This is a genomic window from Neisseria animalis (assembly GCF_900636515.1).
In the GTDB taxonomy this organism is placed as follows: domain Bacteria; phylum Pseudomonadota; class Gammaproteobacteria; order Burkholderiales; family Neisseriaceae; genus Neisseria; species Neisseria animalis.
The window spans coordinates 840,858-860,914 of sequence record NZ_LR134287.1; the positions used below are offsets into that span (position 1 = coordinate 840,858).

At 52.5% G+C, this 20,057-nt stretch carries 17 protein-coding genes; 11 read left to right on the forward strand and 6 right to left on the reverse strand.

Annotated features, from left to right (window positions below):
- Positions 1-422: 422 nt before the first annotated feature.
- Positions 423-1,508 (forward strand): tRNA (uridine(54)-C5)-methyltransferase TrmA, encoded by a 1,086-nt coding sequence (gene trmA, locus EL111_RS03960; RefSeq protein ID WP_123794920.1) that lies wholly within the window; start codon positions 423-425, stop codon positions 1,506-1,508.
- Between the two features lie 140 nt (positions 1,509-1,648).
- Here trmA and lolA read toward each other — a convergent pair whose 3' ends face one another.
- From lolA to clpX, 3 genes are all read right to left on the reverse strand, one after another.
- Positions 1,649-2,269: an outer membrane lipoprotein periplasmic chaperone LolA gene (lolA, locus tag EL111_RS03965; protein ID WP_123794919.1), complete on the reverse strand. Its 621-nt coding sequence runs from the start codon at positions 2,267-2,269 to the stop codon at positions 1,649-1,651.
- A gap of 416 nt (positions 2,270-2,685) precedes the next feature.
- Complete coding sequence (gene recN / locus EL111_RS03970) at positions 2,686-4,347, reverse strand: DNA repair protein RecN (RefSeq protein WP_123794918.1); 1,662 nt, start codon at positions 4,345-4,347, stop codon at positions 2,686-2,688.
- A 228-nt stretch (positions 4,348-4,575) separates the two neighbouring features.
- A complete protein-coding gene (clpX, locus tag EL111_RS03975; protein ID WP_123794917.1) occupies positions 4,576-5,880 on the reverse strand; it encodes an ATP-dependent Clp protease ATP-binding subunit ClpX in 1,305 nt (434 codons plus the stop codon).
- A gap of 412 nt (positions 5,881-6,292) precedes the next feature.
- Between clpX and EL111_RS03980 the strand changes: the two genes are divergently transcribed.
- Entirely contained in the window at positions 6,293-7,165 is an 873-nt protein-coding gene (locus EL111_RS03980) for a serine hydrolase (protein WP_415065783.1), read from the forward strand.
- Positions 7,166-7,332: 167 nt separating this feature from the next.
- On the forward strand, positions 7,333-8,100 hold the full coding sequence (locus EL111_RS03985) for a M48 family metallopeptidase (protein WP_123794961.1): 768 nt from the start codon (positions 7,333-7,335) through the stop codon (positions 8,098-8,100).
- 176 nt (positions 8,101-8,276) lie between these two features.
- Here the strand turns inward: EL111_RS03985 and tmk are convergent, their stop codons facing one another.
- Positions 8,277-8,903: a dTMP kinase gene (tmk, locus tag EL111_RS03990; RefSeq protein WP_123794915.1), complete on the reverse strand. Its 627-nt coding sequence runs from the start codon at positions 8,901-8,903 to the stop codon at positions 8,277-8,279.
- 147 nt (positions 8,904-9,050) lie between these two features.
- Positions 9,051-9,854, reverse strand: a complete 804-nt coding sequence (locus tag EL111_RS03995) for an outer membrane protein assembly factor BamD (RefSeq protein WP_123794914.1) — start codon at positions 9,852-9,854, stop codon at positions 9,051-9,053.
- Between EL111_RS03995 and rluD the strand changes: the two genes are divergently transcribed.
- The 8 genes from rluD (at position 9,853) to folK (ending at position 16,165) form a co-directional block, all read left to right on the forward strand.
- Positions 9,853-10,974 carry a 23S rRNA pseudouridine(1911/1915/1917) synthase RluD gene (rluD, locus tag EL111_RS04000; protein WP_123794913.1) on the forward strand — a complete coding sequence of 374 codons (1,122 nt, stop codon included), beginning with the start codon at positions 9,853-9,855 and terminating at the stop codon, positions 10,972-10,974. The genes EL111_RS03995 and rluD overlap by 2 nt on opposite strands.
- A 145-nt stretch (positions 10,975-11,119) precedes the next feature.
- The gene (locus EL111_RS04005) at positions 11,120-13,036 is read left to right on the forward strand and encodes an ATP-binding cassette domain-containing protein (RefSeq protein WP_123794912.1); all 1,917 of its coding nucleotides are present in this window, start codon (positions 11,120-11,122) and stop codon (positions 13,034-13,036) included.
- Positions 13,037-13,115: 79 nt separating this feature from the next.
- Entirely contained in the window at positions 13,116-13,502 is a 387-nt protein-coding gene (locus EL111_RS04010) for a DUF4124 domain-containing protein (RefSeq protein ID WP_162842958.1), read from the forward strand.
- A 38-nt stretch (positions 13,503-13,540) separates the two neighbouring features.
- Positions 13,541-14,065: a DUF4124 domain-containing protein gene (locus EL111_RS10820; protein ID WP_162842957.1), complete on the forward strand. Its 525-nt coding sequence runs from the start codon at positions 13,541-13,543 to the stop codon at positions 14,063-14,065.
- Positions 14,066-14,231: 166 nt separating this feature from the next.
- Positions 14,232-14,531, forward strand: a complete 300-nt coding sequence (gene hfq, locus EL111_RS04020; protein ID WP_123794960.1) for an RNA chaperone Hfq — start codon at positions 14,232-14,234, stop codon at positions 14,529-14,531.
- 72 nt (positions 14,532-14,603) lie between these two features.
- Entirely contained in the window at positions 14,604-15,185 is a 582-nt protein-coding gene (gene mnmM, locus EL111_RS04025) for a tRNA 5-(aminomethyl)-2-thiouridylate-methyltransferase MnmM (RefSeq protein WP_123794909.1), read from the forward strand.
- A 48-nt stretch (positions 15,186-15,233) separates the two neighbouring features.
- The gene (locus EL111_RS04030) at positions 15,234-15,605 is read left to right on the forward strand and encodes a SirB2 family protein (RefSeq protein ID WP_123794908.1); all 372 of its coding nucleotides are present in this window, start codon (positions 15,234-15,236) and stop codon (positions 15,603-15,605) included.
- Positions 15,606-15,670: 65 nt separating this feature from the next.
- Entirely contained in the window at positions 15,671-16,165 is a 495-nt protein-coding gene (gene folK / locus EL111_RS04035; RefSeq protein WP_123794907.1) for a 2-amino-4-hydroxy-6-hydroxymethyldihydropteridine diphosphokinase, read from the forward strand.
- 388 nt (positions 16,166-16,553) lie between these two features.
- Here the strand turns inward: folK and mfd are convergent, their stop codons facing one another.
- The gene (mfd, locus tag EL111_RS04040; RefSeq protein WP_123794959.1) at positions 16,554-19,988 is read right to left on the reverse strand and encodes a transcription-repair coupling factor; all 3,435 of its coding nucleotides are present in this window, start codon (positions 19,986-19,988) and stop codon (positions 16,554-16,556) included.
- Between the last annotated feature and the right edge of the window lie 69 nt (positions 19,989-20,057).

The window sequence follows — 20,057 nt, forward strand, 5'->3', positions numbered from 1 at the left end:
TTATTTTATTCGACTATATAACGGAAGGAAACGGAATGAAACTCAAGTTGGCTTCCATTCGGAGCTTTGAATACCGCAACAAAATGTAAGGTGGCTTGCACGTTATCCCGTGTTTTTAAGAAGTAGTTGTGCAAGAGCTGTGGGTAAGTGGTGTGAGTTGTTGAATAGAAAAAGAAAAGTTAAGTTGCTTAATTTTTTGTCAATTTGTTTTGGCGAAGTACGGCTATCCCGATAAAATCGTAATGATTTGTGTAATGTTTGTGGATAACTTGTTTTTCACTTTGAAAGTAAAGCAAAAAATAATTTTGTTTAAAAAATAGGCAAAGGCCGTCTGCAAATCCTGTATTCAAGGTAATTCAAGGCATACAGAAGCCGGCGTGCTGTATTATAATCATGTCTTTTTGTTTTCCAGCATTTATATTATGGTCACCTATCAGCAGCAACTCAATCATAAGATTGAATATCTTCGGGATTTGTTTCAGGATTTGGATATTCCGGCGATTCAAGTATTTGAATCGCCGGAGAAACACTATCGTATGCGTGCTGAATTTCGCGTATGGCATGAAGGCGATGAAATTTTTTATGCCATGTTTGAGCGTGGGCAAAAGGCCAGCGGCGCGAGTTTGGTACGTTGCGACCAATTTGAAGCTGCGGATAAGGCGATTAATGCTCTGATGCCGCGCTTGATTGATGCGGTCAATTCCGATGAGCGATTGAAAACACGTTGGTATGCGGTAGAGTTTTTATCCACACTCAGCGGTGAAATGCTGGTTACGATGATTTATCATAAGAAATTAGATGATGAATGGGTGGAGGCTGCACGGGCATTACAAGATAAGTTAGGCATTTTCATTATCGGCAGAAGTCGCGGGCAGAAGGTGGTTTTGGCTCAAGATTTTGTGACTGAAACGCTGAATGTCGGCGGACGGGATTTCAAGTATCGGCAGATTGAGGGCGGGTTTACCCAGCCGAATGCCAAAGTATGCGAAAAAATGTTGGCTTGGGCATGCGGGGCGGCAGACGGTTTGGGCGGAGATATGCTGGAGTTATACTGCGGAAACGGCAATTTTACATTACCGTTGGCGCAGAAGTTTGACAAAGTCTTGGCAACCGAAGTGTCCAAAACATCTGTAAACGCTGCGCTGTGGAATATTGAAGCAAACGGCAACCGGAACATCAAAATCGCACGCTTGTCGGCGGAGGAGTTTACAGAGGCTTATACGCAGCAGCGGGCATTCCGCCGCCTTCAAGAGCAGGGGATAGGGCTGGAAGATTATCGGTTTTCCACGATTTTTGTCGATCCGCCGCGGGCCGGTGTAGATGTGGAAACATTAAAATTAGTGGCTGGCTTCGATAATGTGATTTATGTTTCCTGCAATCCTGAAACATTGAAAGAAAATTTAGCGGTATTGTCGCAAACCCATCGGATTGAGCGTATGGCATTGTTTGATCAGTTTCCGTTTACCCATCACATTGAAAGCGGTGTGTTGTTGAAACGTAAGGGTTAATCAGGCAGTTCGCCGCCGCCGGAGAAATTTGGCGGCAGATAAAGGCAGTAAAAGGCCGTCTGCAAAAAGCCGGGAGAAATACAGAAATTTCGAAACGACTTTTTTGCAGACGGCCTTTGTGTGATTGCCTTGGAGCGGGATTAGTTGCTCAACACGTCAACCCCTTTGGGCGGTGTGAACTTAAAGCTGCTGCGCGACAACTTAGGTTTGGTATTCAAATTATTGAAATTAATGGTGGTTTCGTTGCCAAAGCTGTCTTTCAACTGCATGGCGGCAAGGGTATCGCCTTTGAAACCGATACGGATATATTGGTAGCCCGCATTGTTTTTCTTGGGCGTTGCTAAAACGTAATCTACGCCGCTTGCGCTGCCGTCTTCTTTCAGCGTGTAGCTGCTGTCAAGAGCGGTTTTGTTGGAAAGGATCGCGGCAGGGCTGTCGCCGATGGCTTGGTTTTGTGATGATTTGGTCACTTGGGCTAAATCGACATCATACAGCCAGATGGTTTTGCCGTCGCCGACGATGGTTTGTTTGTAAGGTTTGGTGTATTCCCATTTGAATAAACCCGGACGCAGTATTTGGAATGTGCCGTGGGTGGTTTGGGTTTTCTTTTTGCTTTTGACGGTTTGGCTGAAGCTGCCGCTGATGCCGTCTGCATCATTGTTGAATTTTTTTAATGCGTCCACCGCACCGGCTTGGGCAAAGCCGATGGCTGCAGAAAGGCCGGCTGCGGTAACGAATTTGATTAAAGCGGTAGATTTCATATTTGGTTTTCCTTGTTAGGGTATAACACCGACGGGGATAGTATTAGGGATTATGGCACGCTACGCAAGGGTGTTCGGGCGCATTTAATTTTTGTAAATAAAATCGCTTGATCATAACTTAATGAAGTAACATTGTTTTTTTGAAAATTAGGTCTGATATTTTCACAAGAATTTAATCTGCGTGGTATGGCGGGAGTGCTCAAAATGCGACAGGGCGGAAAAGCAGAAGCGGTACACATCATATGGGACGGCAGACTTGCTGTTTCAACAGTTTGGTCAGGTTCAAGACGCAGCAATGCCGTATGGTTGGCGTGAAACAGCTCATTTGCAGACGGCATGACGATGCGAGAGAAGGCGTATGGGCTTCGGAAAATGAAAATTCCGCATTTCTGTAAAAGAAAGTGCGGAAGATTGAATCAGTTTGCGGACATTGCCAGCAGTTCGGCCGCATGGTTGCGTGTGGTTTCGGTAATGATTTCACCTCCGAGCATACGGGCAACTTCTTCTATTCTCTGTTGATGATCCAAAATGGTAATTTCGCTGACGGTTTGTTCGCCTTCGCTGTGTTTGCGTACTTGCCAATGGTGTTCGCCGCAAGAGGCAACTTGTGGAAGGTGGGTAACGGCAAGTACTTGGTGTTTTTTGCCGAGCGCACGCAGCGCTTTGCCGACCATTTCCGCCACGCCGCCGCCAATGCCGGTATCTACTTCGTCAAAAATCAAAGTAGGAACATGGGTGTATTGGCTGGTCACCACTTGGATAGACAGGCTGATACGCGCCAATTCTCCGCCGGAGGCTACTTTGTTCAGCGGACGGGAAGGAGAGCCTTTGTTGGCGGCGACTTGGAATTGCACTTGTTCCAAGCCGTGCATGGTAGGGGAAGAAGGCAGTAACACAATATCAAAACGTGCGCCTTTCATCGCCAAATGCTGCATATGTTCTGTGGTTTCCGCGCTTAAGCGGGCAGCCGCCTGATGACGCATGGCGGAAAGAACATGGGCGGCTTCCTGATATTCGTTCAGGTGTTGGGCAACGGCGTTTTCCAAAGCTTCCAAATCGCCGGCAGCATGGAGGTTTTGCAGTTGGATACTGATTTCTTCTAATTTGTTCGGCAATTCTTCCGGAGAGATTCGGTACTTCCGCGCCATGCCCATCAGTTCGCTCATGCGCTGCTCTTGCCGCATCAGCTCGTTCGGGTCGAGATCGGTGCGGCCGGATACGTCGCGCATATTGGCGCTGATTTCGCTTAATTCGGCTTCAATGCTGGCCAGCATTTCAAGGCTTTCTGCAAAACGCGGCTCAATGCTTTGAAGACTGCCCAGCAGTTCTTGGCAGCGGTATATCTGGCGCTGCAAGCCGTTGTCGCTGTCTATGTATTCTTTGACTTCTTCTGCGGTTTGCAGCAATTCGGCGGAGTGGGCGAGGGTATCGTGGCTTTGGCTGAGGGTTTCCCATTCTTCGGGTTGCAGCTCAAGCTGGCTTAATTCATTAAACTGCCATTCCAAGCGTTCGCGTTCGATGGCAATATGCTCGGATTGCTCTTTGGCTTCCTGCAGGGCTTTTTTGGCATTGGCCCAGTTTTGATAATGTTGTTTGACGCTCTCGGCTTGCGCCAAGCTGCCGGCAAAAGCATCGAGCAGGGCGCGTTGGGCAGATTCCTGATTGAGCGAGTGGTGGGCATTTTGGCCGTGGATGTCGATGAGCTGTTCGCCAACGGCTTTCAACTGGGCTAAAGTTACCGCATGGTTGTTGATGTAGCTTCGGCTTTTCCCTTTTGCGTCAATAATACGGCGGATACTCAGCTCTTCCGCACCTTCTTCGGACAATCCCTGCTCGGTAAGGAGTTGCTGCAAATCGGGCAAGTCGCTGAGGTCGAACAAGGCGGACAGTTGGGCTTCTTTTGCACCGCTGCGTACTTGGCTGTAATCTGCTTTATCGCCCAGCAGTAAACCGATGGCATCCAAGGTAATGGACTTACCCGCACCGGTTTCTCCGGTCAGGACGGTAAAGCCGCTTTGGAAATCCAAGTTTAGATGATCGACAATGACGAAGTCGCGAAGTGAAAGCGCCAACAGCATAATCTGTTCCTTTTAAGGCTGGGTTCGACGATTACTTTAGATAAGTTGAATTATAGCTAAGATTTTTCATAGTTTAAATAAATTTTTTTATATTTTTTGAATGATTGAGACGTGTATTTATTTAAATTTTTGAAAAATATAATAAAAAGGCCGTCTGTAAATCCGAACATCAGGATTTGCAGACGGCCTTTTTGATGCTTCCTGCATACGGGAAGACAGGTTAAACGGTTATTTTGTGGTTTTGCGGCTGCGTTTGCTTGTTTTTTGGGCTGCGTTGTACAGACTGCCGTCGGCCAACAGCAATTTTGGTGCTTCGTTTTTTTCAATTACGTTTTTGCTGATGATGACTTTTTTGACTTCGTGCAAGTCCGGCAGTTGGTACATGGTATCCAGCAGGCAGCGTTCCACAATGGATCTCAGGCCGCGGGCGCCGGTTTTACGCTCCATGGCTTGCTTGGCAATGCTTTTGAGCGCGGCGGTTTCAAATTCCAATTCGGTATCTTCCATGCCGAACAGGGCTTGATATTGTTTGACTAAAGCGTTTTTCGGTTCAGTCAGGATATTGATGAGTGCGGCTTCATCGAGTTCCGCCAGCGTGGCAATAACCGGCAAGCGGCCGATGAGCTCGGGAATCAAGCCGAATTTAATCAAGTCTTCCGGTTCGACAATGCCGAACAATTCGGAAATATTGACGTTTTCCTCTTTGCTGTGTACGGCTGCACCGAATCCGATGCCGCCTTTTTCGGTACGCTGGCGGATGACTTTTTCCAAACCGGCAAACGCGCCGCCGCAAATAAACAGGATATTGGTGGTATCCACATTGATAAACTCTTGGTTCGGATGTTTGCGCCCGCCTTGCGGAGGCACGCTGGCTACGGTGCCTTCAATCAGTTTCAGAAGGGCTTGTTGTACGCCTTCGCCCGATACGTCGCGGGTAATGGAAGGGTTGTCGCTTTTGCGGGAGATTTTGTCGATTTCATCAATATAAACAATACCGCGCTGGGCTTTTTCTACATCAAAATCGCATTTGCCCAAGAGCTTGGTGATGATTTGTTCGACATCTTCGCCGACATAGCCGGCTTCGGTTAATGTGGTGGCATCTGCCATCACAAACGGTACATCCAGTTTGCGTGCCAAAGATTGTGCCAGCAGGGTTTTTCCCGAGCCTGTCGGGCCGATCAGCAGAATATTGGATTTGGAAAGCTCGACATTGCCGTCTGCTTTAGGGTGGCGCAGCCGTTTATAATGGTTGTACACGGCCACGGCCAATGCTTTTTTCGCTTGTTCTTGGCCGATAACGTATTCGTTCAAATCGCTGACGATTTCGGCAGGCGTCGGCAGTTTGTCCTGTCCGGCGGAGGCGACAGCAGCTGTCTTTTCAACGGTTTCACCGTGTTCGTCGGCGGCCTGAAGCATAATGCCGCAGGTTTCTACGCATTCGTTGCAGATGTAGGCGTGTTCGCCTTCAATCAGATTTTGGACTTCATGTTCGGGTTTGCCGCAGAAGGAGCAGGAACGTTTTTCTTCAGACATGGTGTTTTTCTTTAAAATTCAAATAATAAAATTAAGCAGGCTTCCCTGTAAGGCTGCTTAGTATAATGACTATCCGCCTATTTTTCAAATCAGGCAAAGCCTTGTCGGGAAATGGGGGCGGGAAGGGCGGAGTGTGGCGGAAATCGCTCACAAATAGGCGTTGCAGGGGTAAAAGTTGCAAACATACGCAAAGTTCCGGCTTCTCGGCTTTACATTTTGGGCGGACGGGCAGAAAATTAAAATATTTATTTCGTAAATCAACCGAATATTTTTGGCACGGCTGTATGCGGAAAGTGCGCGCAGCCCTCGGAATTGCCTTATGGTTCACAGAATATCAGGGAGAATTTGGCAGATGTCAATGATGAAGTTTAGCCGGAAAATAGCCGCCGTATGTACGGGTTTTGCCTTAAGCATGGCTGCCGCACCTGCCGTGGCGGACGATTTGGACGTATTGGGTCAGTTTCTGGAGCAAAATTTCCCGACACAGCAAGATGCTTTGGAAAACTTTGCCAACAGCCGTCTGGAAGCGCAGGCTTTGGTGGCGGGACCCTTGCTTTCTTCACAATCCGCTTTGATTTTAAACAATAAAACAGGCGAAGTGCTGTATCAGAAAAATGCCAACAGCGTCCGTCCGATCGCTTCTATTTCCAAATTGATGAGCGCGATGGTGGTGTTGGACGCCAAGTTGGACATGGACGAGATGATTACCATTACGCCTGCGGAAATCGACCGCTTGAAAGGTACGGGCAGCCGCTTGGCCATCGGTACGACAATGACGCGCGGCGAAATGCTCCATTTGAGTTTGATGAGCAGCGAAAACCGCGCAACTCATGCTTTGGGGCGCACTTATCCGGGCGGCATGGAAGCCTTTGTTGCCGCGATGAACCGCAAGGCGCAAAATCTCGGTATGTTCAGCAGCCGTTTTTACGAGCCTACCGGTTTGGACTTCCGCAATGTTTCCACTGCACATGATTTGAGCCGTTTGGTGGCGGCCGCCAGCAAATATCCTTTAATCCGCAGCAATTCTACTTCCAACTACGGCTCGGTATTCACACCGCGCGGCCGTCAGAACTATCGGAACTCCAATGCTTTGGTGCGTGAAGGAAGTTGGAACATCGAGTTGCAGAAAACCGGCTATATCCGCGAATCAGGCCGCTCGATGGTGGTTAAGGCAAATGTACAGAACCAGCCGATTACCATTGTATTGCTGAATTCTCCGTCTTCCGCTACCCGCGTAAACGATGCGCGCAGAATCGAAACATGGATGGTGCAGCGACCGTCTTAAAATGCTTGAAAGCCGTCTGCAAAATGAATATGCTTAATTTGCAGACGGCCTTTTTGCCTTTTGGTGATACACATCATACAAACATCAAATCCGTAGTTTGAAAAATGATGTTCTTGAGACGAGTGCCGGAATGTTTTAACAATAACCGGCTGATTGGAAAAATAATGATGCTGAAAAAACGAATACGTTATACCTTGCTGGCAGCAGTTGCGGCATTGGCAGGCTGTACCACCGTAGCAGATTTGGCCGGCTACAATACCGCCGCGCTGAACCAAAGTGCGGCAAAAAGCTATTCCGAAGTTATACGGAAGGCGCAAGGCCAGCAATTAATCGACAATACATCACGCACCGCCCGCCGCATTCAGACTGTGTTCGGCCGTCTTAAGCCATATGCCGACCAAGCCAATCAAACAGGCGTACCGTTCAACTGGCAGATGAGCGTTATCCGCAGTGATGAGATGAACGCATGGGCCATGCCGGGCGGTAAAATGGCCATGTACACCGGCATGGTGGAGCGTTTGAAGCTGACGGACGACGAAATCGCTGCCGTGGTCGGCCATGAAATGACCCATGCGTTGTTGGAGCACAGCAAGCAGGCGTTGGGCGGACAGGTCTTGACCCAACTGGGCGGCTCTATCCTTGCCAGACAAACCGGTATCGACGGCAGACTGATTGGCTTGGGTTCGGATTTGCTGGCCACCAAACCGTTTTCCCGCCATCATGAAAACGAAGCAGATGCGGGTGGTTTGCGTCTGATGGCGCAGGCGGGCTACAATCCGCAGGCTGCCGTGAGTGTATGGGAAAAAATGAACCGCGCCAAAGGCGGCACTTCTATTTCTATTCTTTCGACACACCCGTCCAATAATGCGCGGATTGAGGCAATCCGTAAGCGGCTGCCGGAAGTGATGCCGGTTTACGAACGGAGCAAACGGTAGCAGCAGGTCAAAAAGGTCGTCTGCAAATCTGTTCAACCCATCGGTTTGTTGAACAGTATTTTGCAGACGGCCTTGTTATGGCGTATCACCTTCGGGATTGACACCAAGCAGATTGATTGGGCAGGGCAACCGATTTTTCAGCCGCCTGCCTGCGAATCATCAATAAATCATCAATATCAGATACCGAAATGGCGGTCTAATGCGGCTTCAATAGCGGTTTTGACATCGCTTAAACTGCGGTTGCTGTCGATCAGGGCATAGCGTTGCGGCGCGGCTTGGGCGCGTTGCAGGTACACGTTGCGGACGCGTGTGAAAAAGTCGGCCTGCTCTTGCTCAAAGCGGTCTTTTTCGCGGGTTTGGGTGATGCGGCTCATGGATACTTCCAGCGGTATGTCCAACAGCAGGGTTAAGTCGGGTTGGAAACCTTGCTGTACCCATTGCTCCAAGCCGGCAATATCCGACAGGGGAACGCCGCGCCCGCCGCCCTGATAGGCAAAGGTGGCATCGCTGAAGCGGTCGGAGACAACATGAATGCCTTTTTGGAGGGTGGGCAGGATAACGCTTTCCAAATGCTGTTGTCTTGCTGCAAACATCAGCAGGGTTTCGGTACGCAGGCTGATTTGGGTTTCGGGGTCGAGCAGCAGGCCGCGCAGGGCTTCGCCGACAGGTGTGCCGCCGGGTTCGCGGGTAAACAGTACGGGCAGGCGGTTGCGCTCAAACCATTCTTTGATGACGGCAAGATTGGTGGATTTGCCGGCGCCGTCGATGCCGTCTAAGGTGATAAATTGTGCGCGTGAAAGCATGGTTGTGTCGGGAGTTTGTCGGATAAGGTTAAGCCTGTTTTGGGGCAGGTGTTTGCTGTACGCAGCAAAAGGCCGTCTGCATTTTGGCCGGTACCATTTTGCAGACGGCCTTTTGCGGATTAAGCGGTATAAGCAAGCCGCTCGGGATTATTTCCAATAACGCCACCACGGAATGTCGCTGTTGCGCCATTCTTGTTGCAGATAAGGGCTGTTTGGGAAGTTGTGTGCCAGAATGCGGCGGGTGTCTTCTGCCAGCTTCGGTTTGTCGAGTTTTTTGTAGGCGGCTTCCATCATGGCCAGAGATTCTTCGACATAGCGGGTGTTTTGGTATTGCTCGACAATTTTTTGCGCGCGGTTGACGGCGGCGATGTAGGCACCGCGTTTCATGTAGTAGCGGGCAACCGATAATTCGTTGCCGCCCAATGCGTCCACCAGTTTGACCATGCGGGCGGTCGCGTCCGGCGCGTATTTGCTGTTGGGGTAGTGCTGAATCAGTTGGGCAAACGCAGCATAGGCATCACGGTTGGCTTTCGGGTCGCGGTCGGACCAGTCTTGCGAAGCCAGTTTGTTCAAAAACGATTGGTCTTCGTTAAACAGCACCAAACCTTTCAGGTACAGCGCATAGTCCATGTTCGGATGTTGCGGGTGGTGGCGCTGGAAGCGGTCGATGGCGGCAAGGGCTTTGGCCGGCTCGTCGTCTTTATAATAGGCGTAAGCAGTATCCAGTTGCGACTGCTGTGCATAGCGGCCGTAGGGGAAACGCGATTCTAAAAGTTCATATAATTTGATGGCTCGCGTATAATTGCTGCTGTTCAACTCGTCCTGCGCTTCCGCGTAGAGTTGCTGCACGCTCCAATCTTGGGTAATCTGCGCGTCTTTATCGATGGTGCCGGTATTGGCGCATGCACCGAGTGCCAGACTTAACGAAACAATTAAAAGAATTTTTTTCATGCAAAATACTTCCTTTGATAATGAAGCCGATTATAGCGATGATTTAGACTTTGCGGCAGCCCCCGAAGCAGAAAGTTGTGTTAAATTGACCGTTCCGCTGGATATGGCGGGTTTGCGCTTGGACGCAGCATTGGCCAAGCTGATGCCCGAATATTCGCGCAGCCGTCTGAGTACATGGATTAAGGACGGTGCGGTTGAGGTAAACGGTAAGGCGGCGCAGCCGAAGGATAAGCTGATAGGCGGAGAGTTTATCACAGTCCGCGTGCGTCCCAGTGAAGAAAATCTGGCGTTTACGCCCGAAGCCATGGACTTGGACGTGGTTTATGAAGACGATACCGTGATTGTGGTCAACAAACCTGCCGGCTTGGTTGTTCACCCGGCGGCGGGAAACTGGACGGGTACGCTGCTCAACGGCCTGCTCGCGCATTGCCCGGAGCTGTCCCAAGTGCCGCGCGCGGGTATTGTACACCGTCTGGACAAAGATACCAGCGGCCTGATGGTGGTGGCTAAGAACCTGCCGGCACAAAATGCATTGGTGCAGCAGCTTCAGGCGCGTACCGTAAAGCGTATTTATCGCGCCGTGGCCAACGGCGTTGTGCCGTTTGACGGTAAAATCGACACGCTCATCGGCCGCGATCCGCACAACCGCTTGAAAATGGCAGTGGTCAAATACAACGGTAAGCCTGCCATTACCCATGTCAAAGTATTGGAGCGTTATCCGGCGCACAGCTATATCGAATGTTCGCTGGAAACCGGCAGAACCCATCAAATCCGCGTGCATATGCGCGAAGCCAACCACCCGCTGGCAGGCGACCCCGTTTACGGCAATCCGCGCCATCCGTGCAGCGAGGTTGCCAAAGAAACGGTCAAACACCTCCAACGCCAAGCCCTGCACGCTTACCGCCTGAGTTTTGTCCACCCGAAAACGCAGCAAACCGTATCTTTTGAAGCGCCGCTGCCGGAAGATATGTACCACTTGCTTTCTGTTTTACGCTTGGAAGCCGGTTTGGATTCATCGTTGAGCCGTGAAGAGGAATGGCAGGAAAAATTGGATAAAGACGATGACGATGATTGGAATGAAGATGATTATGATGTCGAAGTTGTCTATGTAAGAGAGTGATAGGCGGAGATGCCGTCTGCAAAACCGTTTCCCATGCAGTAGGCCGTCTGCAAACCGTGATGCTGTCCCGTCGCGGATTTGCAGACGGCCTTTTTCATGCAAATTCAGGTAGAATACCGCCTTTTGCACCGTTTCCGAGTTTCCCATGATTGAGCTGAAAAACCTGACTTTGCAACGCGGATTGAAAGTGTTGCTCGACCACGCCGACGCTACCGTCAACCCCGGCCAGCGCGTCGGCCTGATCGGTAAAAACGGTACGGGCAAGTCCAGCCTGTTTGCGCTGATTAAAGGCGAAATCATGCCGGACGGCGGAGAGGTCCGGTTTCCGAAAAACTGGAAGCTGGCCGCTGTGGCGCAGGAAACCCCCGCATTGGATACTTCCGCCTTGGATTATGTATTGCAGGGTGATGCCGAATTACAGGCTTTTCAGACGGCCTTGTTGCAGGCGGAAGCGCAAAACGACGGAATGAAACAGGCCGAATACCACGCCAAACTCGACGAAATCGATGCCTACACCGCGCCCGCCCGCGCCGCCAAACTGTTGGGCGGTTTGGGCTTTTCGCAAGAAGAACACGCCAGGCCGGTGAAGGCTTTTTCCGGCGGCTGGCGGATGCGCCTGAATCTGGCGCAGGCTCTGATGTGCCGTGCCGATTTGTTGCTGCTTGACGAACCGACCAACCACTTGGACTTGGAAACCGTGTTGTGGCTGGAAAGCCATCTGGCCGGCCTGCCGTGTACGCAAATCATCATTTCGCACGACCGTGATTTTTTGAACGCCACCACCACCCACACCATCGAGTTGTCCAACCAAAAGCTGACCACCTACGGCGGCAGCTACGATTTTTACCAAACCGAACGCGCCCAACGCCTTGCCCGGCAGCAGGCGGCCTATGTGAAACAGCAAACACAAATCAAACATCTGCAATCGTTTATCGACCGCTTTAAAGCCAAGGCCACCAAAGCCACGCAGGCGCAAAGTCGCATGAAGGCGCTGGCCAAGCTGGAACGCATCGCGCCTGCCCATCTCGACAGCGAATTTTCCTTTGCTTTCGAGCAGCCCGCCCATCTGCCCAATCCCTTGTTGAAACTGGATAAAGCCGATTTGGGTTATGGCGGCGGCGTGGTGTTGCACGATTTGAACCTGTCGTTGGAAAGCGGTGCGCGTTACGGCCTGTTGGGTGTGAACGGCAGCGGCAAATCCACCTTTATCAAGGCATTGGCGGGCGAGTTGGCACTGTCGGGCGGCCAGATTGTCCGTTCCGACAAGCTCAATACCGGCTATTTCGCACAGCACCAGCTCGACACCCTGCGCGACGACCAAAGTCCGGTTTGGCACATCCAGCAGCTCTCCCCCGAAGTGCGCGAACAGGACATCCGCAATTTCCTCGGCGGCTTCAATTTCGTCGGCGACATGGCCTTGCAGAAAATCGAACCGTTTTCCGGCGGTGAAAAGGCGCGGCTGGCCTTGGCGATGATTGTGTGGCAGAAGCCCAACCTGCTGCTGCTCGATGAACCGACCAACCATCTGGATTTAGATATGCGCCACGCCCTGACTGTAGCCTTGCAGAGTTTTCAAGGCGCACTGATTGTGGTGTCGCACGACCGCAGCCTGCTCGAAGCCACCACCGACAGCTTCCTGTTGATCGACCAAGGCCGTCTGAAACCGTTTGACGGCGATTTGAACGATTACCGCTTGTGGCGTTTGGCGCAGGAAAACGCCGCCGCCGTGCCTGCTGCTTCCGCACAAAGCCAAAGCCGTAAAGACACCAAACGCCTCGAAGCGCAGATTCGTCAGGAAAAAGCCAAACGCGGCAAACCGCTGCAACAAAAAATCGACAAAGCCGAAAAAGAAATCGCTGCGCTCACCAAACAGCAGACGGCTTGTGAAGCATTTTTGGCACAGGAAAGCGCGTATGAAGAAGCAAACAAAACCAAATTGCAGCAAACGCTCGCACAACTGGCGGAAACCAAAGTAAAATTAAGCGAATTGGAAGAAAACTGGCTGTTGTGGCAGGAAGAATTGGAGCGGGTGCTGGCAGAAGTGGACACCGAATTTTCCTGAACGCGGCAAGCATGATGTTTGTGTTGCAGAGTGCTGTGATGCCGTCTGTAAAATGCATGAAAACAAGGAAGCGGGAACGATGAAGCGGAATTTTTGCCGGTATGCGGCAATGCTCGGCGTTTGCACCGTCTTGCCGGTGCAGGCGGCAGTTTATGCCTGTCAAAATGCAGACGGCAGTACCTTATATACTTCGGAGCCGGATGCCGCGTGTTTCAGTCAGGGCAGCCTGCCGAAAATCAGCAGTTATCAGGACAGCGGCTACCGTTTGGGTGCGGCAGACGACAAACAGCCGAAACGGGCAAAGAAAGCCACGACCAAGCAGACAAACGCCCGAAACGCTGCCCGTCAGAAGGATAAGTCGAAACAAGCCGAAGGACGGACAAAGCGGCAGGAAAAAACTATCAACGCGCAACGCTCCGGCAGTAAAGGGCAGGGTGTTGCCGTCTTTCCGGTGAGTGCGCGGTGATGATGAGTCGGAAATTTCTTGTTTTATGCTTGTGTCTGATGAGTCCGACGGCAGCATGGGGGAAAATCTATGCTTGCGAACAGGGCGGCAGAATCAGTTATACAGACCGCCCCGAAGCCCGTTGCCGTGCAGCCGATTTGTCGGGCATCACAGTAGGCAGATACAGCAGCAGCCGTCTGCAAACGGCGGAAGCGGTTGCCGAACCGCCAAAAAAGCAGACGGCCAAAGCAGTCAAGCTGAAGCCGAAACCGACCGCCGCCCAGAAGGCTGCCGCCCAAACCAAGGCCTCCGGTGTGCAGGGCAGCCGGGCAAACCTGAAAAATACCGCGCCGCCTCGGGTTCCTGTGAAAATGCAGACGGCAGCAGACAGCCGCCGCCGTATTTTGGAAACGGAATTGGGCAATGAGCGGAAGGCTTTGGAAGCAGCGCAGAAAGCCTTGGCGCAGGCAAGGGCGGTGCAAAACGGCCATGTCGATAAAGCGCGCCTCGATAGCCTGCAGGAAGCCGTGCTCGACCGCCGGCAGAATATCCGTGCCTTGCAGCGGGAGCTGGGGCGGATGTAGAAAATGTTTCATGCCGTCTGCAAAATCATTAAAAAAGTCGCGAAATCCGGATAAAACGGTTGTCTTAACCGCATAATCAAGGCTAAAATGCCCGAACCGGGCTTGTTGAAGGCAGCTTGAGCCGCGAGCAGGCTTTTTTAAAATCATAATAACGGAGTTCATGAATATGACAGCTAAAGGACAAATGTTACAAGATCCTTTCTTGAATGCGTTGCGTAAAGAACATGTGCCGGTTTCCATCTATCTGGTAAACGGTATCAAATTGCAAGGGCAGGTGGAGTCGTTCGACCAGTATGTCGTGCTGCTGCGTAACACATCAGTGACCCAGATGGTTTACAAACACGCTATTTCCACCATCGTCCCTGCCCGTGCAGTCAGCCTGCAACATGAAAATAAAGCTCCGGCAGCCGCGCCGGCCCAGCCTGCGATGGTTCAAGTGGAAACCAATAACCCGGTTGCAGAGTAATCCGCGTATTTCAGTATTTCCCGTACCTTGCCGAATGCAATATTCGGTAAGGTATTTTTTATTCCGAACAGCATGAGCCCCAATCAGACCCTGCACAATATCATTCCTTTTGCCCATTATCTGCTGCAACAACGCCTGTCGCACGGCAGCCGCGTGCTGGACGGTACGGCCGGCAACGGCAACGATACGCTGCTGTTGGCGCAAAGCGTGGGACATGAAGGACGGGTATGGGCGTTTGACGTGCAGGAACAGGCCTTGGCCAACACCAAAGGCCGTCTGCAAAATGCCGGACTTGACGGGCGCGTCGAGCTGGTCAAGAGCAGCCATGCCAATCTGGCGGACTATGTTTGCGAACCGCTGGACGCGGCGGTATTCAATTTCGGCTGGCTGCCCGGCAGCGACAAAAGCCTGACCACACAGGCGGCAAGCAGTATCGCAGCGTTGTCGGCGGCATTAACGCTGCTCAAACCGCAAGGTTTGCTGCTGGCTGTACTTTATCCCGGACATGAGGCGGGGCAGGAAGAGGCTGCCGCTGTGGAAAACTGGGCTTGCGGTTTGCCGCAGCAGCAGTATGCCGTTTTAAAATACGGTTTCGTCAACCGCCGCAACAAGCCTCCGTATCTGTTGGCGGTTGAAAAGTTACGTCAAAAATGAATGTTTCGGGTAGAATATCTGTTTGAATAAACCTAACGAGTTACCGCCATGCAATATTTGATTGTCAAACACAGCCACATCCTTTTTGTTGCCATCACTATTTTATTGTTTAATATCCGCTTTTTCCTGCTGCGCGCGCACCCTGAAAAACCGTTGGCAGGCGTTTGGCGCGCATTGCCGCACCTGAACGACACCATGTTGCTGTTTACCGCATTGTGGCTGATGAAGCTGACCCACCTGACTCCGTTCAATTCTCCGTGGCTTGCCGTCAAAGTCATACTGCTGCTGGTGTACATCGCATTGGGTATGGTGATGATGCGCGCCCGTCCGCGCAGCGGTAAATTTTACAGCGCATACGGATTGGCAATGATTGCGGTTGCCGTCATTATCTACATGGCGCGTTTCAAACCTTATTTTTGACAAACTGTATGTTCAGAATTTTCCCCTTTGTTTGAAGCAAAATCAGACCGAAAGGCCGTCTGCAAATGAACACATACCGTTGTGCCGTAATCGCATTGGGCAGCAATCTGCACCAGCCTGCCGAGCAAATCCGCCGCGCGTTGGCCGCGCTTGCCGCCCACCCGCATATAGAGTTGGAAAAAACATCATCGCTTTATTTGACTGCACCGGTGGGTTACGACAACCAGCCTGATTTCGTGAACGCCGTATGCAGCATCCGCACCACACTGGACGGCGCAGCCCTGCTGGCAGAGCTCAACCGTATCGAAGCCGAGTTCGGACGGGAACGCAGCTTCCGCAATGCCCCGCGTACCTTGGACTTGGACATCATCGATTACAACGGGGAGCAAAGCAGTGATCCGCATTTGACCCTGCCGCACCCGCGAGCCCACGAGCGCGGTTTTGTCATGATTCCTTTGGCCGAAATCCTGCCTGATTTTGAAGTGGGGAAACACGGTAAAGCGGCGGACTTGGCAGCCAAATTGGAAGATGAGGCAGTCCGTAAGTGGGAAGTGGTGTAAGGGGCGATACAGTCGGATTCAATATCGGTAAATGACGCCAAATAAGACAAAGCAGCCAAGCGGTGATCTGTGCAGACCGTACGGATTGTCGCTTGGTTGTTTTGGTAGTTTGTTTCAGCCTTTCTTCGAGCAAGGCGCAGCAGGTGGTATTACGATGGGCAGAATAACGATATTTTATAGTCGAATAAAATAAGAATGAGACAAGGAAGCGAAGCCGCAGACAGTACACATAGTACGGCAAGGCAAAGCAACGCTGTATCATTCTTATTTTAAATGACTATATCTGTTTTGATGGAACCAAATTCATTTACGGTTGTTGAAAAGGCCGTCTGCAAAATGGATAAAGCATTTTGCAGACGGCCTTTTTATGGCAAAAATGCCGCGTGTGTCAGCCTTTGAGTTTGCTGATGACTGCTTTGACGCGGTTGATTTTGGTTTCGATGTCTTCCATCTCCATTTCAACCCGCAGCTTGTCCGCCCCTGCAAAGCGGTAGTTTTTGTTGCTTTGCATCAAAAGAATAATATCGGCCGGTTCGATACGCGTGTTTTTGCCGAAAGTAAACGTTGCGGCTTCGCCGGTGGCATCAATGACGGTGATGCCGAGTTCTTTGGCGGCCAAGCGCAGATGATGGCTTTCGATGAGGGTTTTGACGGGTTGTTCGGGCAGGCCGAAGCGGTCGACCAGTTCTTCATGAATCGCGTTAATCTGCTGCACGGTTTCGCAGGTTGCAAGGCGTTTGTAGAGTACCAGCCGCTCGTGGATGTCGGGGCAGTAGCTGTCAGGCAAGAGGGCGGGGCTGTGCAGTTTGATTTCGGTGGTGACGCCCAAGGGCGCGTCCAAATCGGGCTGGCGGCCTTTTTTCAAATCGCGCACGGCTTGTTTGAGCATTTCGGTGTAGAGCGTGAAGCCGACCTGCATCATTTCGCCGCTTTGGCCTTCGCCCAAGATTTCGCCCGCGCCGCGGATTTCCAAATCCTGCATCGCCAGCGTGAATCCGGCACCGAGTTCGTCGGCGGCGGCAATGGCATCAAGGCGTTTTTCCGCATCTTTGGTAAGGTGCTCGGGCGTAAGCAGGTAGGCGTAGGCCTGGTGGTGGCTGCGGCCGACGCGCCCTCGCAACTGGTGCAGTTGGGCGAGGCCGAATTTGTCGGCGCGGTTGATGATGATGGTGTTGGCGTTGGGGATGTCTATGCCGGTTTCGATGATGGTGGAGCAGAGCAGCACATTAAACCGCTGTTGCAGGAAATCGCGCATCACCTGCTCCAATTCGCGCTCGCGCAACTGGCCGTGCGCCACGCCGATACGGGCTTCGGGCAGCAGGGTTTCCAGCCGTTCGCGCATGTTTGCGATGGTATCCACTTCATTATGCAGGAAGAATACCTGCCCGCCGCGTTTGAGCTCGCGCAAGACGGCTTCGCGGATATGTGCTTCGCTGAACGGTTTCACAAAAGTCTTCACGGCCAAACGGCGGCTCGGCGCGGTGGTAATCAGCGAAAAATCACGCAGGCCTTCCAACGCCATGCTGAGCGTGCGCGGAATCGGCGTGGCGGTCATGGTTAAGATATCGACATTGGCGCGCAGGCGTTTGAGCTGCTCTTTCTGGCGCACGCCGAACCGGTGTTCTTCGTCGATAATCACCAAGCCTAAGTTTTTGAATTTTATATCGTCCTGCACCAATTTATGTGTGCCGATGACAATATCCACCGTACCTTCCGCCATACCTTCGAGGGTTTGCGCGGTGGCTTTGCTGCTGTTAAAGCGCGACAGGCCGGCGACTTTGACCGGAAAGTCGGCAAAGCGGTCGGCAAAATTCTGCGCGTGCTGCTCCACCAAAAGCGTGGTCGGCGCGAGCACGGCCACCTGTTTGCCGCCCATTACGGCGACAAACGCCGCCCGCAGCGCGACTTCGGTTTTGCCGAAACCTACGTCGCCGCAAATCAGGCGGTCCATCGGCTTGCCTTGGGTCAGGTCTTTGATGACGGCGGCGATGGCAGCGGCCTGGTCTTCGGTTTCTTCATAGCCGAAGCCGTCTGCAAAGGCCAGATAGTCGTCTTCGTCAAACGTGAATTTGTGGCCTTCCTGTGCGGCGCGTTGTGCGTAGAGGTTGAGCAGCTCGGCGGCGGTGTCGCGCGCTTTTTCGGCGGCTTTGCGCTTGGCTTTGCCCCACGCGCCGCTGCCGAGCTTGTGCAGTTGCACGTTTTCATAGGCATGGCCGGAATAGCGGCTGATTAAGTGCAGTTGCGAAACGGGCACATAAAGTTGCGCCTCGCCCGCATATTCGAGCAGCATCATCTCGGCGGTTTCGCCGCCCAAGTCCATGGTCACCAAACCCATATAGCGGCCGATGCCGTGTTCTTCGTGCACCACCGGATCGCCGGTATTGATTTCGGCCAAATCGCGCAACAGGCCGTCTGAAACCTGTGCGTGCTTCTTGCGCCGCGTGGTGCGCGATTTGGCGACGTATTGGTAAAGGTCGGATTCGGTAATAACGGCGATGGGCTTGGCAGCAGATGCAGCGGCATGATGGCTGTCGGGCAGGAGTGCCCAATCTGCGGGTAATTGGAAGCCATACGCCAGCGGCGTTACTGTAATGCACAATCCCGCACCGCTGTCCAAAAATGCCTGCCAGCCGTCTACGCTTTTCGGTTTCAGTCCGTGTTGCGCGAAAAAGCCGAGCATGGTTTCACGCCGCCCCGCGCTTTCGGCACAGAGCAGAATCCGCCCGCCGAAGGCCGTCTGAAAATTTTGCAGCGCGGCCAGCGGGGTTTCGCTTTGGCGGTTGACCGCCACATCGGGCAAATCATGGGTGTTATCCAAGTCAGGCCAGATTTGCGGATACGGTTTCAGACGGCCTGCAAACTGATCGGCGGTGAGATACAAATGCTGCGGATGCAAAGGCGGGTAGGTTTCGTCGCCCTGCGCCATGGCAAAGCGCGATTTCACGTCCGCCGCAAAACGCGCCGCCGCCGCGTGTACATCGCCCATGCACACCGTCAGCGCATTCTCGCCGATGTAGTCGAACAGCGTCGCACATTCGTCTTCAAAAAACAGCGGCAGATAATATTCCACCCCCGCGCCGAACTGCGCGCTGCTTACGGCCTTGTACACCGCCGCATCGTTCGGATTGGCGTTGATTTCCTCACGGAAGCGGCTGCGGAAGATTTTTTGCGCTTCCGCATCGGTGGGGAACTCGTGCGCGGGCAGCAGGCGGATTTCCGAAACCGGCGCGAGCGTGCGCTGCGTGTCGGGGTCGAAAGTTTTGATGCTGTCGATTTCGTCGTCAAACAAATCAATACGGTACGGCGTTTCCGCCCCCATCGGAAACAGATCCACAATCCCGCCGCGCACGGCAAATTCGCCCGCCGCAACAACGTTCGATACCGCGCTGTAACCCGCGTCCACCATGCTTTTGCGCAGCGCGTCCACATCCAGCGTCTGCCCTGTTTTCAGCCAAAACGTACGCCCCGCCAGAAACGACACCGGCGCGAGCCGCTGCATCGCCGTCGCCACGGGCACAAACAACACGTCCGCCGCGCCGCTTTTCACCAGCCACAAGGCCGAGAGCCGCTCCGAAACCAAATCCTGATGCGGCGAAAAACGCTCGTAAGGCAGCGTTTCCCAGTCGGGCAGGAACACGGCGGTGTCCTGCGGGCGGAAAAAACGCCATGCCGTCTGAAGCCGCAACGCCTGCTCCGCGTCTTGCGCGAACACGACCTTGAGCTGTTTTTCAGGCAGGTGCCGCGCCAATGCCAACGGCAGCGAGCCTTTGGAAAGATGAAGCCAGCGGGATTTTTCTCGTATTTTGGGAAGGGGGTAGGCGATCATGGTGTGATGAAAAGCGTGTGCGGCCGTTTGGAAATTTGCAGACGGCCTGATGATGGTAAATGGGGA